Origin of the sequence: Psychrobacter urativorans (assembly GCF_904846695.1) — a bacterium.
Lineage (GTDB): Bacteria > Pseudomonadota > Gammaproteobacteria > Pseudomonadales > Moraxellaceae > Psychrobacter > Psychrobacter urativorans.
The window spans coordinates 101,591-120,242 of the sequence record NZ_CAJHBR010000004.1 but is presented as its reverse complement, the minus strand read 5'-3'; the positions used below and the strand labels follow the sequence as shown (position 1 = coordinate 120,242).

The following is an 18,652-nucleotide window of genomic DNA, read 5'->3' as shown; positions in this document are numbered from 1 at the left end:
GTATGGATACACTATTATTTTAGGAGTAACACCCATGTTCTATCAGAATCGTTTTGCGAAAGCTTTATTATTGGGCGGTGTTTGTACTGCTATCTTGACGGGCTGCAACCAAGCACCAAAAGAGGATGCTAAGAGTGCCGATGGCGCCGCAAGTGCTGACACTAGCCTAGCTATGAAAACAGTAGCCATTACTGCTATCGTTGAGCATCCAGCACTCGATGAAGTGCGCAAAGGCGTTATTGATGAGTTAAAAGAAGCTGGCTTTAAAGAGGGCGAAAACTTAAAGGTTAACTTCCAAAGTGCGCAAGGCAATACCGCCACTGCAGGTCAGATTGCTAAGCAGTTTGTCGCAGATCAGGCAGATGTTATCGTCGCTATTGGTACCCCGTCAGCACAGTCAGTAGCCGCTGCTACTAGCACCATTCCCTTAGTATTCTCAGCCGTTACCGATCCAGTAGAAGCTAAACTAGTCTCTAAGCTTGACGGTTCTGGCACTAACGTTACTGGTGGTTCTGATGCGCTTCCTTATGAGCCACAGATCGAATTGATGCGCCAAATTATCCCAAGTCTTAAGAATGTCGGTTATGTTTATAGCCCAGGTGAAGTCAACTCAACGATTATCTTAAAGAATCTTAAAGAGAAGCTTACGCCGCTCGGTATCAATGTATTAGAAGCTCCTGCTCAGCGCAGTACTGATATTGCTATGGCTGCTCGTAGTTTAGAAGGTAAAGTCGATATGATTTATACTTCAACGGATAATAACGTGGTTTCGGCTTATGAGTCTTTATATCAAGTAGCTAAAGAAAGCAAAATTCCATTGATTGCCTCGGATACTAGTTCTGTTGAGCGTGGTGCTATTGCTGCTTTAGGGGTTGATTACTATGCTCTAGGTCGCGAAACAGGCAAAATTGTAGCGCGTATTTTAAAGGGTGAAAAACCAGGTGAAATCGCTGTTTATACGCCGCAAGCGCTTAACTTATACGTCAGTCCAAAACATGCTACTGAGCAAGGTATTACTTTGCCACAAGCGGTCATCGACAAAGCTAAAGAAGTAGTAAAATAGCTCACCGTCATTACTGCCTGAGTAGTAATTAATAGAAGAGGCGTGGGCCGAGTTATGATAGTAGTGCCCTTGAAAAGGTTACTGCTGCAAGCTTAAAGTTAGAGGTAGTTGTTTAACCGCTTTCAATCCACGCCTTGCTGTTACTAGCAGCTAATAGCTCTAGTAATAGCACTAACCAGTCATTATCGACTATTAACGGTTAATTGCCCTAAAAGGGATAATATTTACTCTTATCATTATCTATTTTAGCGTTATAATATAGTTCACAAAATATAGAAGCCGCCCAGCTATCCTTTAATAGACTGGGCTTGTTTTTTAAGGTTTAAAACTGAAAATTTATGTTAATTCCTCACTGTAAACTGTTTTGGTTCACTATAACTGCAGATTGTCTGATCTGTTAAACTTACCGCTCAATCGCTACTGAGAGTGTTCAGTAGCTTGTAGCTATGACTTATTGATTCCTTATGTCTTTAATTGCTTTTTTTGGCGCGCTTGAAAGTGGCCTAATCTATGGTTTAGTAGCACTAGGTGTGCTGATCTCCTTTAGAACCTTAGACTTCCCCGACTTAACTGCTGATGGTAGTTTTCCATTAGGCGGCGCAGTTGCGGGTATTTCCATCGTTGCTGGAATCAATCCTTGGTTGGCTTGTGCTCTTGGCATGCTCGCTGGTTCTGTTGCTGGTATCGTCACTGCTTGGCTACATGTCAAGCTGGGTATTCTACAGTTGCTAGCCAGTATCTTGGTAATGGTCGCCCTCTATTCAGTCAATCTACGTATCATGGGTGCGCCAAACTTACCGCTATTGGGTGAGAATACGGTATTTAGCTCATTGGTCACCGATGGCAATGGCTATTGGATGCGCTGTGTGATTATCGGCGCAGTAATCATCATCGCTAAGCTGTTTTTAGATTGGTTTTATAGTACAGAAACCGGTCTATCTATGCGGGCTACTGGCTCCAATTTGCGCATGGCACAAGCTCAAGGTATCAATACCTCGTGGATGACTATCACTGGTATGGCAGTATCGAATGGCTTGATTGCCTTGGCGGGTGCGCTGTTTGTACAGACGCAAGGTGGTGCAGATATCTCTATAGGTATTGGTACTATCGTCATCGGTTTAGCCGCGGTTATCATTGGCGAGACTATCATTCCAGCCAAACGTATTTGGTTGATTACTTTAGCGGTTATCGTTGGCGCGATACTCTATAAGCTATTTATTCAAGTGGCGCTATCAAGTGATACTCTACGCAGTATTGGCTTTGGACCACAAGACTTAAACTTGATTACTGCCCTATTGGTGGTCATTGCTTTAGTATTACCCAAAGCTAAAAATAAATTTTTGAGTCGCAAACTTCGGGCTTAGCATCTATCCATTTTAGCCTATTAGCCACTGTATATAAGCAAGTAGAAGGAATCACGATTATGATGCAAGCTACAGATTTGCGCTTGACCTTTAATCCAGGCACACCTATTGAAAACCCTGCGTTACGCGGTATCAACTTAAATATTGCTGATGGCGAATTTGTCACCGTCATTGGAACTAATGGTGCTGGTAAATCGACGTTTTTGAATGCGGTCAGCGGTACTACACGGGTAGATAGTGGCTCCATTTTACTCAATGGCTTTGATGTGACCAAAAAGAGTGCTCATCAACGTGCTCATTGGGTGGCTCGCGTGTTTCAAGACCCCATGGCTGGAACTTGTGAAGCGCTAACTATTGAAGAAAACATGGCTTTGGCCTATAAACGCGGTGGCAAACGTGGGCTAAGCTTCGCTCTTAACGCCACTAACCGTGAGCTATTTAAAGAAAAGCTCTCAGTATTGAAACTGGGACTTGAAAACCGTCTGACCGATCGTATGGGCTTACTCTCTGGTGGTCAACGTCAAGCAGTCAGCCTATTGATGGCCTCTTTACAACCCTCAAAGATCCTATTACTCGATGAGCATACTGCGGCTCTTGATCCTAAGACTGCTGCTTTTGTATTAGAGCTGACCGACAAGATCGTAACTGACAATAAGCTGACGACAATGATGGTCACCCACTCTATGCAGCAAGCCTTAGCACATGGTACTAGAACGGTGATGCTACACCAAGGACAAGTGGTTTTGGATGTGGCAGGAAATGCTCGCCAAGGGATGACTGTCCACGATTTGCTCGATATGTTTGAGCAAACCCGTGGTGAAAAAGTAGAAGATGATAGTTTGATATTGAGCTAGATCTAGCCCAATAATCCGCTTAACCAAAAGCCCATTTCTAAATTGAAAATGGGCTTTTTATTTGCCAGTCATATTAAATATAAAAGGTATAACTATTTATATTTAGGTTTTTTGTATTTACTAGCAAACAGCAAGCAGCAATTACAAATCCAATAGTGCCAACTTTTGAATTAACTCACTAACGTGCTGCGCTTCCATCTTCTTCATTACTTGTGAGCGATGCACTTCTACTGTGCGTACTGCTATATCTAGATGATCAGCAATTATTTTATTTAAATTACCTTGCATAAGCTCATTGGCGACTTGTTTCTCTTTATCAGTCAGCTGAGTATAGAGCTTACGAATATAATAAAGCTTGGCACGTTTGCAGGTCAAGGCTTGCGCACTGGCCAGTGCTTCTTGCAAACGACGGCTATTAATAGGCTTTTCTAAATAATCTGCCGCCCCCTCTTTCAACATCATTACTGCATCGCTAATTTCACCATTGCCCGTTAGAGCAATCAAAGCTATAGGACTTTTTTTATTATTAAGATGAGCTTGTAGCTCCTGCCCACTCATATCAGGCAGCATTAAATCACTGATAACGACCGCAGGACTATAAATATCTACTTCAGCCAAAAACGTCACTGCGCTCGCCCATAGTTGGGTCACTAACCCTAGACTGCTCAACAAAAACTCGCAAGAAGTACGCACACTCTCCTCGTCATCAATAATATGAATCAGCAGCTGCTCATCATAAAATCTATCATCGCCCGTCAAAGGATCAGGCGGGTCGCTTGGCGTAGGCAAAGAAGTCATAGGCTACCTGTTACTTTTTATATTAATATTTTCAATAAGGGTAATGTTTTTAATAGGAGCAATTTCTTAGATAGTATTTTGTAAGGGAGTACTTTTAGTCGGTTATATTTTGATTATCTCTCACCAAGTTCAATGGTAGATATATCTTAACTTGCGCCCCGACTTGGTTATTTAAGGACGAGCCATCAATCGCTTTACTCAGCTGTATTTGTCGATTTAATGAAGGATGTTTAAGATGCAGTTGATAATGAATAGCTAATTTTTGCATATCAGCAAGTTCTTGCTGGCTATCAGTATTCCTTAGCTGCATCATACCACCAAGCGACTTACATAAGCGCTGACAAATCATTAACCCTAACCCTAGACCTTCCGCTTTACTTGAGGGCGCGGCATAGTGTGGCTGCTGACTACTCATAGTAGTGGGCTGCTTAGCCGTCAAACGATCTTGGTCAAAGCCGCCACCGTCATCAGAGAGGATTAAAGCCAACCAACTTAGCTCTTTATAGAATACCTTCTGACAACGCAGCATTATATGCTTGGCCCCTTGTTGCTGCGCATTAAGCATGACATTGATCAATAGCTGATCGAGTACTAAGCTGGGCAATTGCAAATACTGATAGTTGCTAGCATAGCCAAAGCTAATACCTATAGCCTTATCTCCCATAAGAGTGATGCACTGCTGATAAGTCTCGGCAATATTGACCTTGGTTTCATCAGTCGTTGAGCGCCCTGCCCAACGTCGAATATTAGTGATCACTGCGGCGACGCGCTCAGTCTCGCTGACAATCTGTTGTAAGGCTTTTTCTGACACTTGTCTTTCAGCTACCCGCTCTGCTAGTATTTGTTCTGCTGATATTTCTTGATAAGAGTTTGAGTTTTGACTACGGATTAGTAAGCCTTGTGCATAGTTTTGAATAGTGGCTAACGGCTGGTTAATTTCATGAGCGATAGCCCCGCTCATCTCTCCAATAACTGCAAAACGCTCTGAGCGCCGCAGCTGCTGATCATAATCACTAATTAGACGATTCTGCTTGATTAACTGTTGCCGACGACGCCATGCCAGCCAGCTCATCCAAGCGTAATTGATCATCGATATCAAAACGATAAAAACTATAACGCTCATCCACCAGCGATGCGATTGTATCCAATCCAGCACTTGTGCGCCTAGCGTCTGCTGTGAGGGGTGACGACCTAACTCATATAAGATACGCTCAGCCTCGATACTAGACTCTGGTGGTAACCAACGTAATGCACTGCTCTCAGTATTACTTTGGGTATTGCCACCGGCATTAGTATTGCCACCAGCATTAGTATTGTCATTAGCCTTACTGGACAGCTGTACAGCAAATAACTGCTGATTGATCTGTTCTACTAAGGACGCTGGGGCTTGCGCTGTCGCGGCTAAAGTCCAGTTGGGATAAATTTTGGTAGAAGACTGACAGTTAGAACTTGTTGCTACCGGATTAAGGAGTCGGTATTGGGCCAAATTGATTTTGCCCTGACGGTTCATCTGCTCCATCAAACATAAGGGTGCTATGGCCGCATCTACTGCGCCACTAGCAAGCCTATATAAAGTCAGCTCAATAGGATAACCAACGAACTGCACCTGATAATCATTTGCTGATAGTCCATTGTCTTGTAATAAATGGGCTATGAGTAAATAACCACCAAAAGCATCAGCGGTGACCGCCGCTATTTTACGCTGTTGAAGATCTTTTATTTGCTCAATATTACTGTCTCTAGCCACCCATAATGCGCTAGCAATTTGCTCAGTAGCACTAGTCTCATTAGCTAATGGTTGCCCTTCGACTCCTTCGCTTAGTGCCAACTCAGCTTGCAGCTGCTTATATAACTTATATTGTTCATAAGTCTGAAAATCAGACTGTTTGACATCAGCCATCCTAAATATTGTGGGCTTAGCGGTTGCACTATAGTTTTGTAAAGTAGCTAGCCAACGCCATCCTAAGGTATCCATTTTTATCAGCTGTACTTGTGGGCCTAATACCATGGCGAATTGCTGCGCTTCTATTTGCTGCTGCCAATTCTCAAGCGCTAATGGTACTAACACTAAGGTGTCATCTGCTAAGTTAGCATTAACACTGTCCAACCAAGGCTGCCAACGCTGTTGAGCGGCCGCTTCTCCTTGCGGTGCTAACACTCCTAAGTAATAAGTCTGGGCATTGGCCTTATGCGTAGGCATTAGCGCTAAAACAGCAAGCGTTGACATAATGGACATAGCAGTCACATAAAAAGCAATTACTGAAAAACCAATCGCCAACAACGACGCCATAGCGCTCACGGCATTCATATCAATAGCCGGGGCAGATGTTGCCCTAAAGATCTTCACTCTGCTTGATAAGTTGGGCCGTTGCCCGTAGTCCTCAATATGCATCATTACTCACTATTTCAAAACATCACTTGTTCAATGGACTGCAAATATTAGGGTTATAAACAAGCGCTAAGTCATTTTTATTCACCATTTTTTGCCGCTGTTTTTCACCCTTTTTCGCTATTCGTCATTCTTTAGCGCTGGTTTTTATAGACCATTTTGGGGCAAACCTAAAGAAAATTCCTTATAAAAATATAGCCCTACAAATAATGTGGTTTTCCACAATATCACTCTTCTGTTAGCTAATCTATACTAAATAGCAACAGTACAGTTTTATTTAGCAAAGCTTAATTATAAAAAGTATTGATTAGATGTTGACTAGAAAATATTTGCAGTAAACCGCTCTAACAACCCGTATCACACCCAGTATGGTAATCGTTAACTAGTAAGCGATTATCATGCTAGAAAAACATATTATTACAGAGGATTGGCTTATGAGACAGGGGCTGGCGAAGAAATGGCCATTCATTATCCTGATGATCGCAATTATCGGCTTAGCAGTAGCGTTTATTATTGGACAGCTTTTACCAAATATGCGTACGACAAGCAATACTATTGCTGTCGATGTAAAGGATCCGGCGTTGATTAAGCAGGGTGAATACGTGGCACGTACGGCTGACTGTGTCGCTTGTCATACTACGCTAGGTGGTAAAGACTACGCTGGTGGCTTACCGATGCTAACGCCACTTGGGGCAATTTATTCGACTAATATTACTCCAGATAAAGACACTGGTATCGGTAATTATAGCCTTGTTGACTTCACTAATGCCGTCAAACACGGTGTAGCCCCTGGTAATAAAGCTTTATATCCTGCTATGCCTTACCCTTCTTATCAAATTATGCCTGATGAAGATATGGCAGCGATGTACGCCTACTTTATGTCCGAAGTAAAAGCCGTAAATGAGCCAAATATCAAAAGTGAACTACCACCCGTTGCCAATTGGCGCTGGCCTTTGGCTTATTGGCAACTCTTATTTGACCCTAAGCGTGACTTCGTTGCTGAAACTGATGATGTGGTCTTAGCTCGTGGTCAATACTTAGTTGAAGGTCCTGGTCACTGCGGCTCTTGCCATACAGAACGCGGTATTGGCTTCCAAGAGATTGCCTTGACCAACGCTGACTCTGCAGAGTACTTAAGCGGTGCCGTTATCGATGGCTGGCGGGCAAAAAGTATTCGCGGTGAGCATCGCGGTCTAGGTACTTGGAATGTCGCTGATTTAAATCTATTTTTCAAAACCGGTCGTACCGATACTACAGCCGCCTTTGGTGCTATGGCTGAAGTGGTTGAGCACAGTACTCAATACATGACTGATAATGATTTGAATGCTATGTCATCGTATCTAAAAACCTTGTCTCCTGCTCCTAATAAGGAGGTAACGCTACCTATCAAAAAGGACGTTACTACCGAAAAGCTATTGGCGGGTAACTATGACTCACGTGGCGCTCTACTCTATGTTGAGTATTGCACTGTCTGTCACCGTGCTGACGGTAAAGGCGTACCACGCATCTTCCCAGCGCTCGATGGCAATAGTGCGGTATTCGCTAGAAATGCTGACTCTGTGCTGCAAATAACTCTAGGTGGTGGCCGCATGCCCGATACACCGCATGACCGTATGGCATTTACTATGCCAGAGTTCACTAATTTAGCCGATGCTGACATTGCAGAAGTGGTTAACTATGTGCGTAATAGTTGGAGCAACCAAGCACCAGACATCAGCGTTACTGATGTAGTAAAAATGCGAGCTTTCCTTGCCAAGAAGCCAAAAACAGGTACAGACATTGCCCCAGATCTAAGCCTTGATGCTGCTGCAAAAGGAGCAAAATAATGAAAAAGCACTCACGTAACTTGCCTAATATTGCTGCTACTGACTGTAGTAAAGCCACTCTTCATCATTTGAACGCTGGCCTATTAGCTGCTGCTCTTATAGCCCTGACTGCCAGCGGTTGCTCGCAGCCCGAACCTGCCGAGCGTAACCCAGTTGAGTACCAGCTAGTAACCGCTGACGATGCTAACCAAGATATTGGTACTTATGTGCTACCACAAGATACTTCTATTGCCGATGAGCCTAATGCTCAGCAGATTATCTATGGTAAACGCTTGTTAAACGAAACTAAGCGTCTGTTGCCTGATCACGTTGGCGCTGAAATGAACTGTAATAGCTGCCACATTGCGCAAGGTAAAATTCCTCTTGGCGACCCTTATATTAATAGTGCCAACTTCTACCCGCGCGTGATGCCTCGAGCTGGTAAAGAGATTGATTTAACCCAACGCATCAATGGTTGTTTCCAGCGTTCAATGAATGGGAAGCCTCTGCAACCTGAATCAGAGGAGATGCTCGCCATCTTGGCTTATATGGAATGGTTAGCGCAGAAAACGCCTAAGACGCAAAAGGTTGCTATTAATAATGCTGGTAAGGTAGATGAGTCATTGATTCCAGACCCTATACATGGTGAGCAGATCTATTATGCTCAGTGTGCTACTTGTCATGGTGACAACGGTGAAGGGATAAAAGACAGCCGTGGTGACATTGTCTTCCCGCCACTATGGGGCGACGAATCCTTTAATATAGGTGCTGGTATAGCGCGCACTTATAAGGCTGCTGCCTTCGTTAAGTACAACATGCCAATGGGTATCCAAACTAAAGGATTGTGGGGTCATGGTAATGTGTTAACTGATCAAGATGCAGTCGACGTAGCTGAGTTTTTTACTCATAAGCCACGTCCTGACTTCGCCAAAAAAGACGGCGACTGGCCTACTGCCAAAAAACCAAAAGATGCTCGTTACTGATAGCGAGATATCAGTTAGTGCTCTTATCTACTAAAACCTCACGCGCTTAAAAGCCTTGAGGTTTTTTGGGTTTAGAGGATTACTCTAGCAACTATGTCTACCACAACTTTACTTAGTTATCGACTTTAAGGATATTTATTGCTAAAGTAATTTCGATCTTAGTGAATATATACCTTTACTATAAGCTCTCTTTAGTTTTTATCTTGTATTAAATTTGACCTATTTGTATAGCGCTTGGCCTATAGCCTCCTATCAATACACGAGACTCCTGTTATGTTAAACAAGCATTATATTGCTATTCTTCCTATCCTTTTAGCAGCTGGTTGTACTGGCCAGCAAGCAATGCAGCAGCAAAGCAAACCTGTACGTCAGGGTACGGTTGAAGTGACTCAAACGCAGACCATCAAGCCTAGACCGGTCATTGTGAAGCCTGCCGTAGTAAAGCCAATACCAGCTCCGCAGCCTAGTTATCGTAACTTTGCAGATTGGAAGTCAGACTTTTCAATGCGGGCTATCGCTGCCGGTCAAAGCCCTTCAGATGTGCAACGCTTGCTCGACTCCACTTATCTGAATCAACAAGTTATTTCTCTGGATTCAAGCCAGCCAGAATTTTCTAAGATGCCTTGGGACTATGCGGACTCTGCGGTGTCTAGTGGTAGAGTCAGCAGTGGCAAGAGTAAGTTTTCACAGCAGCGCTCATACCTCTCAAACTTAGAGTCACAGTATGGGGTCAGTAGCGAAATAATAGCAGCGATTTGGGGTATGGAGTCTTCATTTGGGGCAGTAACTGGCAACAGTCATATCCCAAGTTCGCTGGCGAGCCTAGCTTATGATGGGCGTCGTCAAGAGTTCGCTGAGTCTCAACTACTAGCGTTGATGACTCTATTACAACGTGGTGATGTGTCTTGGTCGCAGCTCGATGGCTCTTGGGCCGGTGGCATGGGACAGACGCAATTTATCCCAGATACGTGGCTCAAGCACGGGGTAGATGGCGATAGAGACGGACATCGTAATCCATGGTCTACTGCTGACGCCCTAGCCTCTACTGCCAACTATCTAAGTAATTCTGGTTGGGTACGTGGCCTTGCTCCATTTTATGAGGCATCTTTGCCCGCCTCGTTTGACTATAATACTGTCGGTAGTAAGCAATCTGCCGCTAGATGGGCAGCGCTAGGTGTCGACACTATAGATAATATATCTTTAGATGCCAATACTCAGATGGAGCTATGGCTACCCGCTGGTAAAGACGGTCCTGTGCTACTACTAAGCCCTAACTTTGACGTGATCAAAGTCTATAATAACTCTTCAAATTATGCGCTCGGCGTCAGCTTACTGGGCAAAGCTATTGCTGGTCAAAGCGGTCTGCGCAAATCATGGCCGCGCTATGAGCGTCCACTATCAACCTCGCAAGTTATGCGCTTGCAGCAGCGTTTGACTAGTTCAGGTTTCGATACCAAAGGTTCAGATGGGGTTATCGGCACTAACACCCGCAAAGCTTTTCAACGCTGGCAAGCCGTTAATGGGCAAACGCCAGATGGATTCATCACTCAAAACAGCGCCTCATCTTTAACTTCATGGTGAAGCCAGTGGTTAGTATGGTTGTTTAAAAGTGATTATTGGTAGAACTTAGCTTTCAGGTTTAACTGCCCTTTAAGATGATAGATGTGGGGTAATAAAAGCTAATCAATTAAGGTTAAGTCATGCATGCTAAGTAGTAAAACTTCCGTACTAAAACCTAAGTAATAGCAATCAACTACTTAGCCTTAAACAACATGGTAAAAATTCCCGCTAAAAAAGCACTCAAGATTGAGTGCTTTTTTTATGCTAACTGCGCTAGAGATGGAGTTAATTGGCAACAGCACCTAAAATCTGGAACGGTAGAGTTATGACGTCAAAGGCCAATGCAAACGGTAGTAGGACTAACTTTTGCCCGGTATTAGCCCCGCTACTAGTAGCTTGAGTCTGCTGAGTTTGACCATAAAAAGTCACGGTATAAGGTTTGCTTAATGGCTGATACTTTGACTGAATCATACTCAAGTTACTAACTTGCGGATAGATAGCCCCTTGCACTGGAACCGTAAAACAAAAACGCTGAGCATTAATGCGCAAGTCACTAGCTGAAGTACACTCTTTGCCGCCATTCTGTAAGAAGAACTGATAATCGGAGCGGGCAAACTCATCCTTGAGCTTAGCATAGGACATTTTCATTTGACCTTGAAAATAACCATCATTCTTTGGCACATTAAAAGTCATGTCATTTTCGACTTGAATATTTTTCGCTGACAAATTAGTCAACAGATTGACCATTTCTGTACCGCCTTGGGTCAGCACATAACTGTTCTTAGCGCCGACGATCACCATACTCGCCATTGGCACATTAGGTAAGGCCGTTGCAGGACGGCCAAAAGCGATAATCTGATCTTGAGATATGATGCTGTTAACGGTTTTGCTACTGACTCTAGTACCACTTTCTAATAATTCGTTAGTGGCACAGCCTGAACTGGCTAGGAGCGCGCTAAGGGCTGCGCCGCCTACCATTAGCTTAATAGTAGAAAAAGCAGGTCGTTGTTGGCTAGTCTTGATATTTTTGCCATTATTAGCACTATTAGCATTATTAGTACGGTTAGCATTATTAGTATGGTTAGCAGAGCTGTAGTTAGTCATAATAGTCATCCTTGTTAGTATTATGTTTGCACTGTTATATAGAAATACAGTAGATCAGTATTTTTTATAGTGTCCTACAAAGTCGCTATTTAGTCTATCTATTTGTCAGATTGGCTTAGCAGTGCAATGAATACATCTTATCAGCCAAAATAATGCGGCGGTGACAAAGGCGGTAATTGCTTAGTAAATTTTATAGTACGCTTTATAACTTGCTGTTTTATTGACAACATCCAATTTTAGGAATTTGCAGCTATGCTCAACTATATATTAATTGCGCATTTATTAGGAGCTACGATTTGGACTGGTGGTCATCTGATTTTATCACTAGCCATTTTACCTAAAGTCCTAGCTAACCGTGATCTGGCAATGCTGCTACAATTCGAGCAGCAGTTCGAAAAAGTAGGTCTACCGGCTTTAGCGGTACAAATAGTTACTGGTCTGTGGATGGCACAGCGGATAATGCCTACTTTTAGCGCTTGGTTCACTTTAGATAATGACTTGAGCATTCTAATTAGTCTTAAATTATCATTGTTATTAGCGACTATTCTAGTAGCGCTACATGCCCGCTTTTGGGTGATTCCAACCCTATCTGCTAATACGCTAAAGGCTTTTTCTGTTAATATTATTTTGATTACTCTTCTATCAGTAAGCTTGCTGATTGTTGGTAGCTTATTTCGTACAGGATTGAGTTAGTTTGGTAGTAAGTTAAATAACATCTAATAAAAACCCGCTCAGACTGATCGTTTTCGCCACTAGATTAGCGCTTTGCTATGACGACAGTTCGGCCCTTTTATTGAATTGTTTTACTTAGTATTTGTTAAGAGTTATCAACAGTCAAATCTTAGGTAAACAGGCTGGCACTTTGATCACTTTGATCACTTTGATCACTTTGATCATTAGCAAGCTGGTAAGCATATAGGAAATAAGCAAATGGCCATCTATGTAGATTTTGTCAGTATAGAATTTAAAGGGCATAAGTGGTGCCATATGCTAGCGGACAGCCTGCAAGAATTGCATGATTTTGCTGAGCTTATCGAAGTAGATAAGCGCCTATTTCATCGTAACGCTAGCTATCCTCATTATGATATCACGCTACAAATGCGACTGACCGCTATCGAAAATGGTGCCCTTGCTGCCGATAGAAAAAAGATAATTGAATGCGCTAAAAAGCTAAAAGTGGAATTAAAGGCTCTGTGTTAAATAACATCTGTTTTTTGTCTGTTCTGTGCGAGAATGAGTAGTCACTTATTCATCCTTAGGAAAACCTTAATGACCATTCCATTAATCGACGACCCAGCGCCACATACTGCTACGATTGCCATCATTGGTGGTAGCGGCTTGTATCAAATGCAGGATCTAACCAATAAACGTAGCGTTAGTATAGCGACACCTTATGGTAAGCCGTCAGACGATATCGTCCTTGGTGAACTAAATGGGGTTACCGTGGCTTTTTTGACTCGCCACGGTCAAGGGCATAGATTCACTCCTTCTAAGGTTCCTTATCGTGCCAATATCTACGCCCTTAAAACCTTGGGGGTGCGCTATATAATCTCAGTGTCAGCGGTTGGCTCATTGAGAGAATCGCTAAAGCCTCTAGACATGGTAGTACCTGATCAGATGATCGACTTAACCAAACACCGTGCTAGCACTTTTTTCGGTACTGGTGCAGTGGCTCATGTGTCGATGGCTGATCCTCTGTGCCCTGCGGTAGCCGACATTTTGCAACGGGCTTATGCGCAAGCCAAAGTCAACGACGGTCAATGCCATGCAAAAGCCACTTATGTCTGTATCGAAGGCCCGCAGTTTTCTACCCGTGCTGAGTCGCACTGGTATCGACAGATGCAAGCAGATATTATCGGTATGACTAATATGCCCGAGGCCAAATTAGCACGCGAAGCTAGCATCGCTTATGCTACCTTAGCTTTAGTCACCGACTTCGACTGTTGGCATCCTACTGAGCAAGCAGTCAGTGCTGATTACGCTATTCAAAACCTTATAAAAAATGCTGACAATGCTCAGCATGTGATCAAACAAGCAGTAGCATTACTAGCTGCTGAACAGCCTGAATCCATTGCTCATAATGCTCTAGCACAAGCTTTAGTCACTCCTGTTCAAGATATGGATGAAGCCATTAGAGCTAAGCTCATTGCCCTATTACCTGAGTAATTTAACTTCTACTATGTAGCATAAAAGGCCATCAAATTAATCGATGGCCTTTTTTATTGTGCACTATGCAATTTTTAGCTAACCATCAATGCGCAAAAACAGCATAAGTAATAAGCTTGTCAAAATAGACAGTTACCCATAAACAATTAACAACAGCTGCTTGACGTATTCGACTTACTAGAGAGGCTAAGTGCTGGTGCTATGTTTGATTGCTCAATGGCTGCTTGCTGAACAAAAGGTAGGGCCTCACCGCAACCGGCAAAAATTCCATAATGCTGGCTAGTATCACCGATAAACTCAAAATGCGGCGCAAAACGTGACTCTTTGAGCATATTATAAGTATTGGCACAAACAGGAAACACCCGACCAGTTTCAATACGATGATGCTTGTCGAGATCAAAGCGCTGAGCTAACTGATCGATACTACCTTTATAGATAACCGCTTGTCCATAATCCTCACAGGCATCCTCTATCGCCGTACTCTTAAATAAACGATAAGTTGCTGAAAAGAACTGAATATTGCCTATTTTAGCCGCTAGGGCAGGATCAGTAATTTCTAAGGGGCGATCTTCAACCAGCCTAGGGTCTAAGAATTGCGCATTAGCGGCTAAACGTTCGAAGTCCTTCCAGTATAATGCACCACTGAGACATTCGCCATAAAGCACAGGATCGTCTATTAGTTGCTGCGGAATGCGTCGATCGGCATAGACATCAGAGAAATAGAACTCGCCGCCAGGCTTAAGTAAACGCTGGACACTAGCCATCACCGCAGCTTTATTAGGCGATAGGTTAATCACACAGTTAGAGACGATAATATCGAAGCTATTAGCTTCTAAACCTAGCTCATCTAACTTTTCAATATAACCTTCTAAGAAGGTCACATTATCATAGCCAAATTTGTCACTGTGATAGTCCTGATACTGCTTAGCGATTGCTAACTGCTCAGCGGTCATATCGACACCCACTACTTGCCCAGTCGCACCCACTAATTGGGCTAGAGCATAAACGTCACGTCCTGAGCCACAGCCTAAATCTAAGATTCGACAACCTTGTAGCAGCGCCGGGCATACTAAACCACAGCCATAATAGCGACTTAGTACTTCAGGGTGAATATTAGCTAGTAGCGGCTTGAGCCAACTGGGCATATTGCTGATATCACAGCAAGCCGAGGTTTTTAAATCATCAGTGCTCTGTAGCTGTTTGCCATAATAATCTTGCACAACATCATACATATTGCATTGCCTTTTAAGGGGTATTGATTTCAGTTAGTGAAATACTTTATTCATCCAGACGATAGGGTCAAATTACTTCCTTCATTATCAATGAACAGGGGCATTAACTTCACTATGGTTATTAACCTTAATCTCGCTATCGAGCCAGCCTAGTGGTAAATATTGTAGATCGGTAGGCTCATCGATATCAGCCAAAGGCTCTAATAGTGCTAATGTCCAATGCAGCGCCGCAATACGCTGCTGAGTTATCTTAGCGACGCTACTGGTACTCCAAATGATATCCGAGAATAAGCTAGCAGCGACTTGCTTAAAGCCAAGTAACACATAACCGCCATCGAACGCTGGAATCATTACCGTATCATGCTGCTGTAGTTGTTGCACTGATTTTTGCAATCGTTCGGCTGTCAAATCAGGACAATCGCTACCTATTAGCAACACCTTATCAAAGCTCTTTAAGGCATTCTCACTAGCAGTTAGCATACGTAATCCTAAGTCACCTGATGCTTGTGCTGACCAGCATAAGCTTGCCGGCAACTCAAGGTCTTGCCAGCAGCGATCTGTTGGCGCTGGACTGACACATAACTCTACGCTAAATCCGCTAGCTACTGCTTGCTCAATACTATGTAATAATAACTGCCGTGCCATCTTTGCTGCACCGTCAACACCTAATGCTGGTTGTAGACGGGTCTTAGCCTTATCTTTAGCTGGATATTTAGCAAAGATGATGATGCAAGTTCGGTTATTTATTTGCTGCACCTTAGTTTGCGCTATTGATGTTGCGACTGGTTTTGCCATAGCTATCCTGTTGCCTGTTTTTCTCTGCTCACCACTGTTCCTGCACTCGATATAAGTACTATGCTGTTTATAAGCTGAGCATTAAAATTTCTAATTTCTAATCATTAGTTTCTAGTTATTGTTTTCTAATTATTGGTTTTATAGTAGCGCTGTTTTATCGCTTCAGCTGACACGCCACGCCAGTAGTCGAAGCGCAGATGCCACATGAGCAGTATCGTTCGCCAAGTGCCGTGTTGCTGCCAACGCCTAGCTGAGGTAGTCACTCTAAGGGTTAAGCAAGCAGGCTTAGCTATGCCTTTTAAATTTTTGCATAGCTGTATGTCTTCCATTAAAGGCTGCTGAGGATAGCCACCGATTTGCTCAAATAGCGATTTTGTTATAAAAATAGCCTGATCGCCGGTAGCAATTGCAGTCAAGCGTGAACGAGCATTCATCATAGTACTGACTAGCCATAGCAACGGCTGGCGACTGTTTAGACGCACATCAAAACGCCCCCACTTATAATTACTATTAGCTTGATTCAGTACTTGCTTGATATGACTAATAGCGTCTTCTGGCAGCTGCGTATCGGCATGTAGGAACAATAATATATTGCCTGTAGCTTGTGCGGCCCCAGTATTCATTTGCATAGCCCGACCAGCAGCAGAATCGATAATTTGCCACTCAATAGTAGAGTCTTTATTAGCTAGTTGCTGGTTGTACTGCTTAATGAGACGCTCAGCAACGCTAAGCGATTGGTCTGTAGAGCCGCCATCGACTAGTAGCACTTGCTGCGCTAATGGCTTGAGGCTAGTGATATTATTAAACAATCGAGGCAGATTATCCGCTTCATTAAGGAGGGGGATAATAATGGACACGCCGCTTGCTTCTGCTGCCCTGCTATTAAAGGCGCTGCTGTTAATTTGACTACTGCTACCTTGGGCAGTTACCGAATTGTTATTCACCCTCGCTATCCATTTAGCCATTGAGGGCGGTAATACTGTAAAACAGCGCCAGCTTTTTTTTATCAGCATAATACCCATTCTATATTTAACACCAGCATAGCCTGCAATCCTCGATAAAAGTGCTGCTCTAAAAGTAATGCTCTAAAAATGACGATAAAAAGCATAATCCGCTAGTTCTAGCAACGCTCTATCCTCAGAAGTATCGCCATAAGCATAAACCTTTGCGTAAGCGTCTAGCTCATAAGCGCTTTCAACCCGGCGTCTTTTTTCCTCAGCACTGCAATCATTGCCGATAAAATTACCGGTCAGCTTGCCGTTGATTACTTCAACTTGATTGCAGGATAAGGCGATATTATGTTGCGCGCACCAAGGCGTTAGATACAAATCTAGCGAGGCGGAAACTACTCTAACCTCATCGCCCCTATCTTGATGCCAATAGATTCTATCCAATGCCTCTGGGCGTACTAAATTTGGCAAAATTTCTGCGGCAAAATTCTCAGCTTGCGCTGCTATATCCACAGCAAAGGTATCTTTAAAGCCATGGCTAAATATCTTGCGCCGAATACGTTTACCAGTCGTTAATCGAGCTTTATAAGCTATGATTTCTGGTAATAGCAACAGCTTACCGGTAGCTATGCGCTGTTTAGCAGCAGCAAAAAATACAAATTTTGTGAAAGCATCGCTATCAGTAATAGTGCCATCAAAGTCGAATAACGCTAAATCCATAGTAATTTTACTTTTGTAAATTATTTTTTATTTAAATTCCAGTTATAACTACTATAGCCAATTTTGATTTTGCCGTTTTTTAGCTGGGCTGCTTGGCCGCTATTAAGCCCTAAAGAAGGACTATAACGAGACAAAAATCCTGCTAAATCATTAGTACCACGCCAGCTAGTAGCAAAATCTTCTTTATACCATTTAAAAATTGGCGAGACCTGTAATGTATTGCCTTGGAGACGGTTACGGCTAGTATCTGCTAAGAAACTACTAGTCACTTGCTCTAACTGCTTGTCCAATTTACTGGCAGTAAAAGCATCGTTTAATAGCGCCGGACAGCCGATACTAGCACAGTTTACTGCAAAGTGAATGCGTGGTTCGTTATAGCGTTTAGAGCCGCGAATGAGATTGTGTTCTATATCATCGAGTGAACGCGTTTTCCCTAATAGGGAGATAAAGTTCTGCTTCCATGGGGAGCCAAACACCCCACCGATGTCTTTGATAGACTTAATATTGGGATATTTAGTCAACACTAGCTCTACGGTGCCCGCATTATAAACGTTGATCAAAAATGCCAACTGCTCATCTTTGCTCCAAGCATTGAATTGTGACTGGCTGACTTTGCTAGTGGCATCCATATAGCTATCAAGCTTGCTTTTATCAGCTTTCATGCCCGCGTAATTAACTACTGAGGCTTTGCTACTGTTGGTCATAGTAACGTTTTTATTTAACAAGCTATCCCAACTGCTATGATTAAAGTCAGCATAAGCGGCGGCACTCGCTAGCAGTATAGAAGTGGCCATAGCCGTTTTTGCTATTATGCTACTGACTACAAGTGGGGTTGAACGACTAACTAGATGAGTAACTGATAACATATC

17 protein-coding genes are annotated in these 18,652 nt (G+C 43.1%); 9 read left to right on the top strand and 8 right to left on the bottom strand.

From position 1 onward, the window contains the following. Positions 1-34 precede the first annotated feature (34 nt). From JMY09_RS04885 to JMY09_RS04875, 3 genes are all read left to right on the top strand, one after another. The gene (locus JMY09_RS04885; RefSeq protein WP_201622471.1) at positions 35-1,063 is read left to right on the top strand and encodes an ABC transporter substrate-binding protein; all 1,029 of its coding nucleotides are present in this window, start codon (positions 35-37) and stop codon (positions 1,061-1,063) included. Between the two features lie 464 nt (positions 1,064-1,527). Then, positions 1,528-2,427, top strand: coding sequence for an ABC transporter permease (locus tag JMY09_RS04880; protein WP_201622470.1), 900 nt, complete (start codon positions 1,528-1,530; stop codon positions 2,425-2,427). Positions 2,428-2,486: 59 nt separating this feature from the next. Then, on the top strand, positions 2,487-3,281 hold the full coding sequence (locus JMY09_RS04875) for an ABC transporter ATP-binding protein (protein ID WP_201622469.1): 795 nt from the start codon (positions 2,487-2,489) through the stop codon (positions 3,279-3,281). A 141-nt stretch (positions 3,282-3,422) separates the two neighbouring features. Here JMY09_RS04875 and JMY09_RS04870 read toward each other — a convergent pair whose 3' ends face one another. After that, positions 3,423-4,079: a response regulator transcription factor gene (locus JMY09_RS04870; RefSeq protein ID WP_201622468.1), complete on the bottom strand. Its 657-nt coding sequence runs from the start codon at positions 4,077-4,079 to the stop codon at positions 3,423-3,425. Positions 4,080-4,173: 94 nt separating this feature from the next. Then, a complete protein-coding gene (locus JMY09_RS04865) occupies positions 4,174-6,387 on the bottom strand; it encodes a sensor histidine kinase (RefSeq protein ID WP_201622467.1) in 2,214 nt (737 codons plus the stop codon). A 515-nt stretch (positions 6,388-6,902) separates the two neighbouring features. On the opposite strand from JMY09_RS04865, the gene JMY09_RS04860 reads away from it, so the two are divergent. The 3 genes from JMY09_RS04860 to JMY09_RS04850 all read left to right on the top strand — a co-directional run bounded on the left by JMY09_RS04860 (position 6,903) and on the right by JMY09_RS04850 (position 10,837). Then, complete coding sequence (locus tag JMY09_RS04860) at positions 6,903-8,294, top strand: cytochrome c (RefSeq protein ID WP_201622466.1); 1,392 nt, start codon at positions 6,903-6,905, stop codon at positions 8,292-8,294. Beyond that, a complete protein-coding gene (locus tag JMY09_RS04855; RefSeq protein WP_201622465.1) occupies positions 8,294-9,256 on the top strand; it encodes a c-type cytochrome in 963 nt (320 codons plus the stop codon). The genes JMY09_RS04860 and JMY09_RS04855 overlap by 1 nt, the downstream gene beginning before the upstream one ends. A gap of 273 nt (positions 9,257-9,529) precedes the next feature. Continuing rightward, positions 9,530-10,837: a lytic murein transglycosylase gene (locus tag JMY09_RS04850; RefSeq protein WP_201622464.1), complete on the top strand. Its 1,308-nt coding sequence runs from the start codon at positions 9,530-9,532 to the stop codon at positions 10,835-10,837. A 264-nt stretch (positions 10,838-11,101) separates the two neighbouring features. Here the strand turns inward: JMY09_RS04850 and JMY09_RS04845 are convergent, their stop codons facing one another. After that, positions 11,102-11,920: a YidX family protein gene (locus JMY09_RS04845; protein ID WP_227677172.1), complete on the bottom strand. Its 819-nt coding sequence runs from the start codon at positions 11,918-11,920 to the stop codon at positions 11,102-11,104. A gap of 252 nt (positions 11,921-12,172) precedes the next feature. Here JMY09_RS04845 and JMY09_RS04840 point away from each other — a divergent pair, with 252 nt between their 5' ends. The 3 genes from JMY09_RS04840 to mtnP all read left to right on the top strand — a co-directional run bounded on the left by JMY09_RS04840 (position 12,173) and on the right by mtnP (position 14,086). Further along, positions 12,173-12,613, top strand: coding sequence for a CopD family protein (locus tag JMY09_RS04840; RefSeq protein ID WP_201622463.1), 441 nt, complete (start codon positions 12,173-12,175; stop codon positions 12,611-12,613). 237 nt (positions 12,614-12,850) lie between these two features. Continuing rightward, entirely contained in the window at positions 12,851-13,120 is a 270-nt protein-coding gene (locus tag JMY09_RS04835) for a DUF4031 domain-containing protein (protein ID WP_201622462.1), read from the top strand. 69 nt (positions 13,121-13,189) lie between these two features. Continuing rightward, entirely contained in the window at positions 13,190-14,086 is an 897-nt protein-coding gene (gene mtnP / locus JMY09_RS04830) for an S-methyl-5'-thioadenosine phosphorylase (RefSeq protein ID WP_201622461.1), read from the top strand. 146 nt (positions 14,087-14,232) lie between these two features. Here mtnP and JMY09_RS04825 read toward each other — a convergent pair whose 3' ends face one another. The 5 genes from JMY09_RS04825 to JMY09_RS04805 form a co-directional block, all read right to left on the bottom strand. Next, positions 14,233-15,318 carry a methyltransferase domain-containing protein gene (locus JMY09_RS04825; protein WP_201622460.1) on the bottom strand — a complete coding sequence of 362 codons (1,086 nt, stop codon included), beginning with the start codon at positions 15,316-15,318 and terminating at the stop codon, positions 14,233-14,235. A gap of 87 nt (positions 15,319-15,405) precedes the next feature. Further along, complete coding sequence (locus tag JMY09_RS04820) at positions 15,406-16,113, bottom strand: TIGR04282 family arsenosugar biosynthesis glycosyltransferase (protein ID WP_201622459.1); 708 nt, start codon at positions 16,111-16,113, stop codon at positions 15,406-15,408. 125 nt (positions 16,114-16,238) lie between these two features. Further along, entirely contained in the window at positions 16,239-17,057 is an 819-nt protein-coding gene (locus tag JMY09_RS04815; protein ID WP_265087999.1) for a TIGR04283 family arsenosugar biosynthesis glycosyltransferase, read from the bottom strand. 141 nt (positions 17,058-17,198) lie between these two features. Then, positions 17,199-17,783: an HAD family hydrolase gene (locus tag JMY09_RS04810; protein ID WP_201622458.1), complete on the bottom strand. Its 585-nt coding sequence runs from the start codon at positions 17,781-17,783 to the stop codon at positions 17,199-17,201. A 20-nt stretch (positions 17,784-17,803) separates the two neighbouring features. Next, a complete protein-coding gene (locus JMY09_RS04805) occupies positions 17,804-18,649 on the bottom strand; it encodes a DUF547 domain-containing protein (RefSeq protein WP_201622457.1) in 846 nt (281 codons plus the stop codon). Positions 18,650-18,652: the final 3 nt, after the last annotated feature.

Excerpts from the sequence above, each read along its gene's own strand:
- JMY09_RS04805 (WP_201622457.1), bottom strand. The coding sequence starts at position 18,649 with ATGTTATCAGTTACTCATCTAGTTAGTCGTTCAACCCCACTTGTAGTC.
- JMY09_RS04875 (WP_201622469.1), top strand. The coding sequence starts at position 2,487 with ATGATGCAAGCTACAGATTTGCGCTTGACCTTTAATCCAGGCACACCT.
- JMY09_RS04810 (WP_201622458.1), bottom strand. The coding sequence starts at position 17,783 with ATGGATTTAGCGTTATTCGACTTTGATGGCACTATTACTGATAGCGAT.
- JMY09_RS04835 (WP_201622462.1), top strand. The coding sequence starts at position 12,851 with ATGGCCATCTATGTAGATTTTGTCAGTATAGAATTTAAAGGGCATAAG.
- JMY09_RS04880 (WP_201622470.1), top strand. The coding sequence starts at position 1,528 with ATGTCTTTAATTGCTTTTTTTGGCGCGCTTGAAAGTGGCCTAATCTAT.
- JMY09_RS04850 (WP_201622464.1), top strand. The coding sequence starts at position 9,530 with ATGTTAAACAAGCATTATATTGCTATTCTTCCTATCCTTTTAGCAGCT.
- JMY09_RS04885 (WP_201622471.1), top strand. The coding sequence starts at position 35 with ATGTTCTATCAGAATCGTTTTGCGAAAGCTTTATTATTGGGCGGTGTT.
- JMY09_RS04845 (WP_227677172.1), bottom strand. The coding sequence starts at position 11,920 with ATGACTAACTACAGCTCTGCTAACCATACTAATAATGCTAACCGTACT.
- JMY09_RS04840 (WP_201622463.1), top strand. The coding sequence starts at position 12,173 with ATGCTCAACTATATATTAATTGCGCATTTATTAGGAGCTACGATTTGG.
- JMY09_RS04825 (WP_201622460.1), bottom strand. The coding sequence starts at position 15,318 with ATGTATGATGTTGTGCAAGATTATTATGGCAAACAGCTACAGAGCACT.
- JMY09_RS04860 (WP_201622466.1), top strand. The coding sequence starts at position 6,903 with ATGAGACAGGGGCTGGCGAAGAAATGGCCATTCATTATCCTGATGATC.
- JMY09_RS04820 (WP_201622459.1), bottom strand. The coding sequence starts at position 16,113 with ATGGCAAAACCAGTCGCAACATCAATAGCGCAAACTAAGGTGCAGCAA.
- JMY09_RS04865 (WP_201622467.1), bottom strand. The coding sequence starts at position 6,387 with ATGAATGCCGTGAGCGCTATGGCGTCGTTGTTGGCGATTGGTTTTTCA.
- JMY09_RS04870 (WP_201622468.1), bottom strand. The coding sequence starts at position 4,079 with ATGACTTCTTTGCCTACGCCAAGCGACCCGCCTGATCCTTTGACGGGC.
- JMY09_RS04855 (WP_201622465.1), top strand. The coding sequence starts at position 8,294 with ATGAAAAAGCACTCACGTAACTTGCCTAATATTGCTGCTACTGACTGT.
- mtnP (WP_201622461.1), top strand. The coding sequence starts at position 13,190 with ATGACCATTCCATTAATCGACGACCCAGCGCCACATACTGCTACGATT.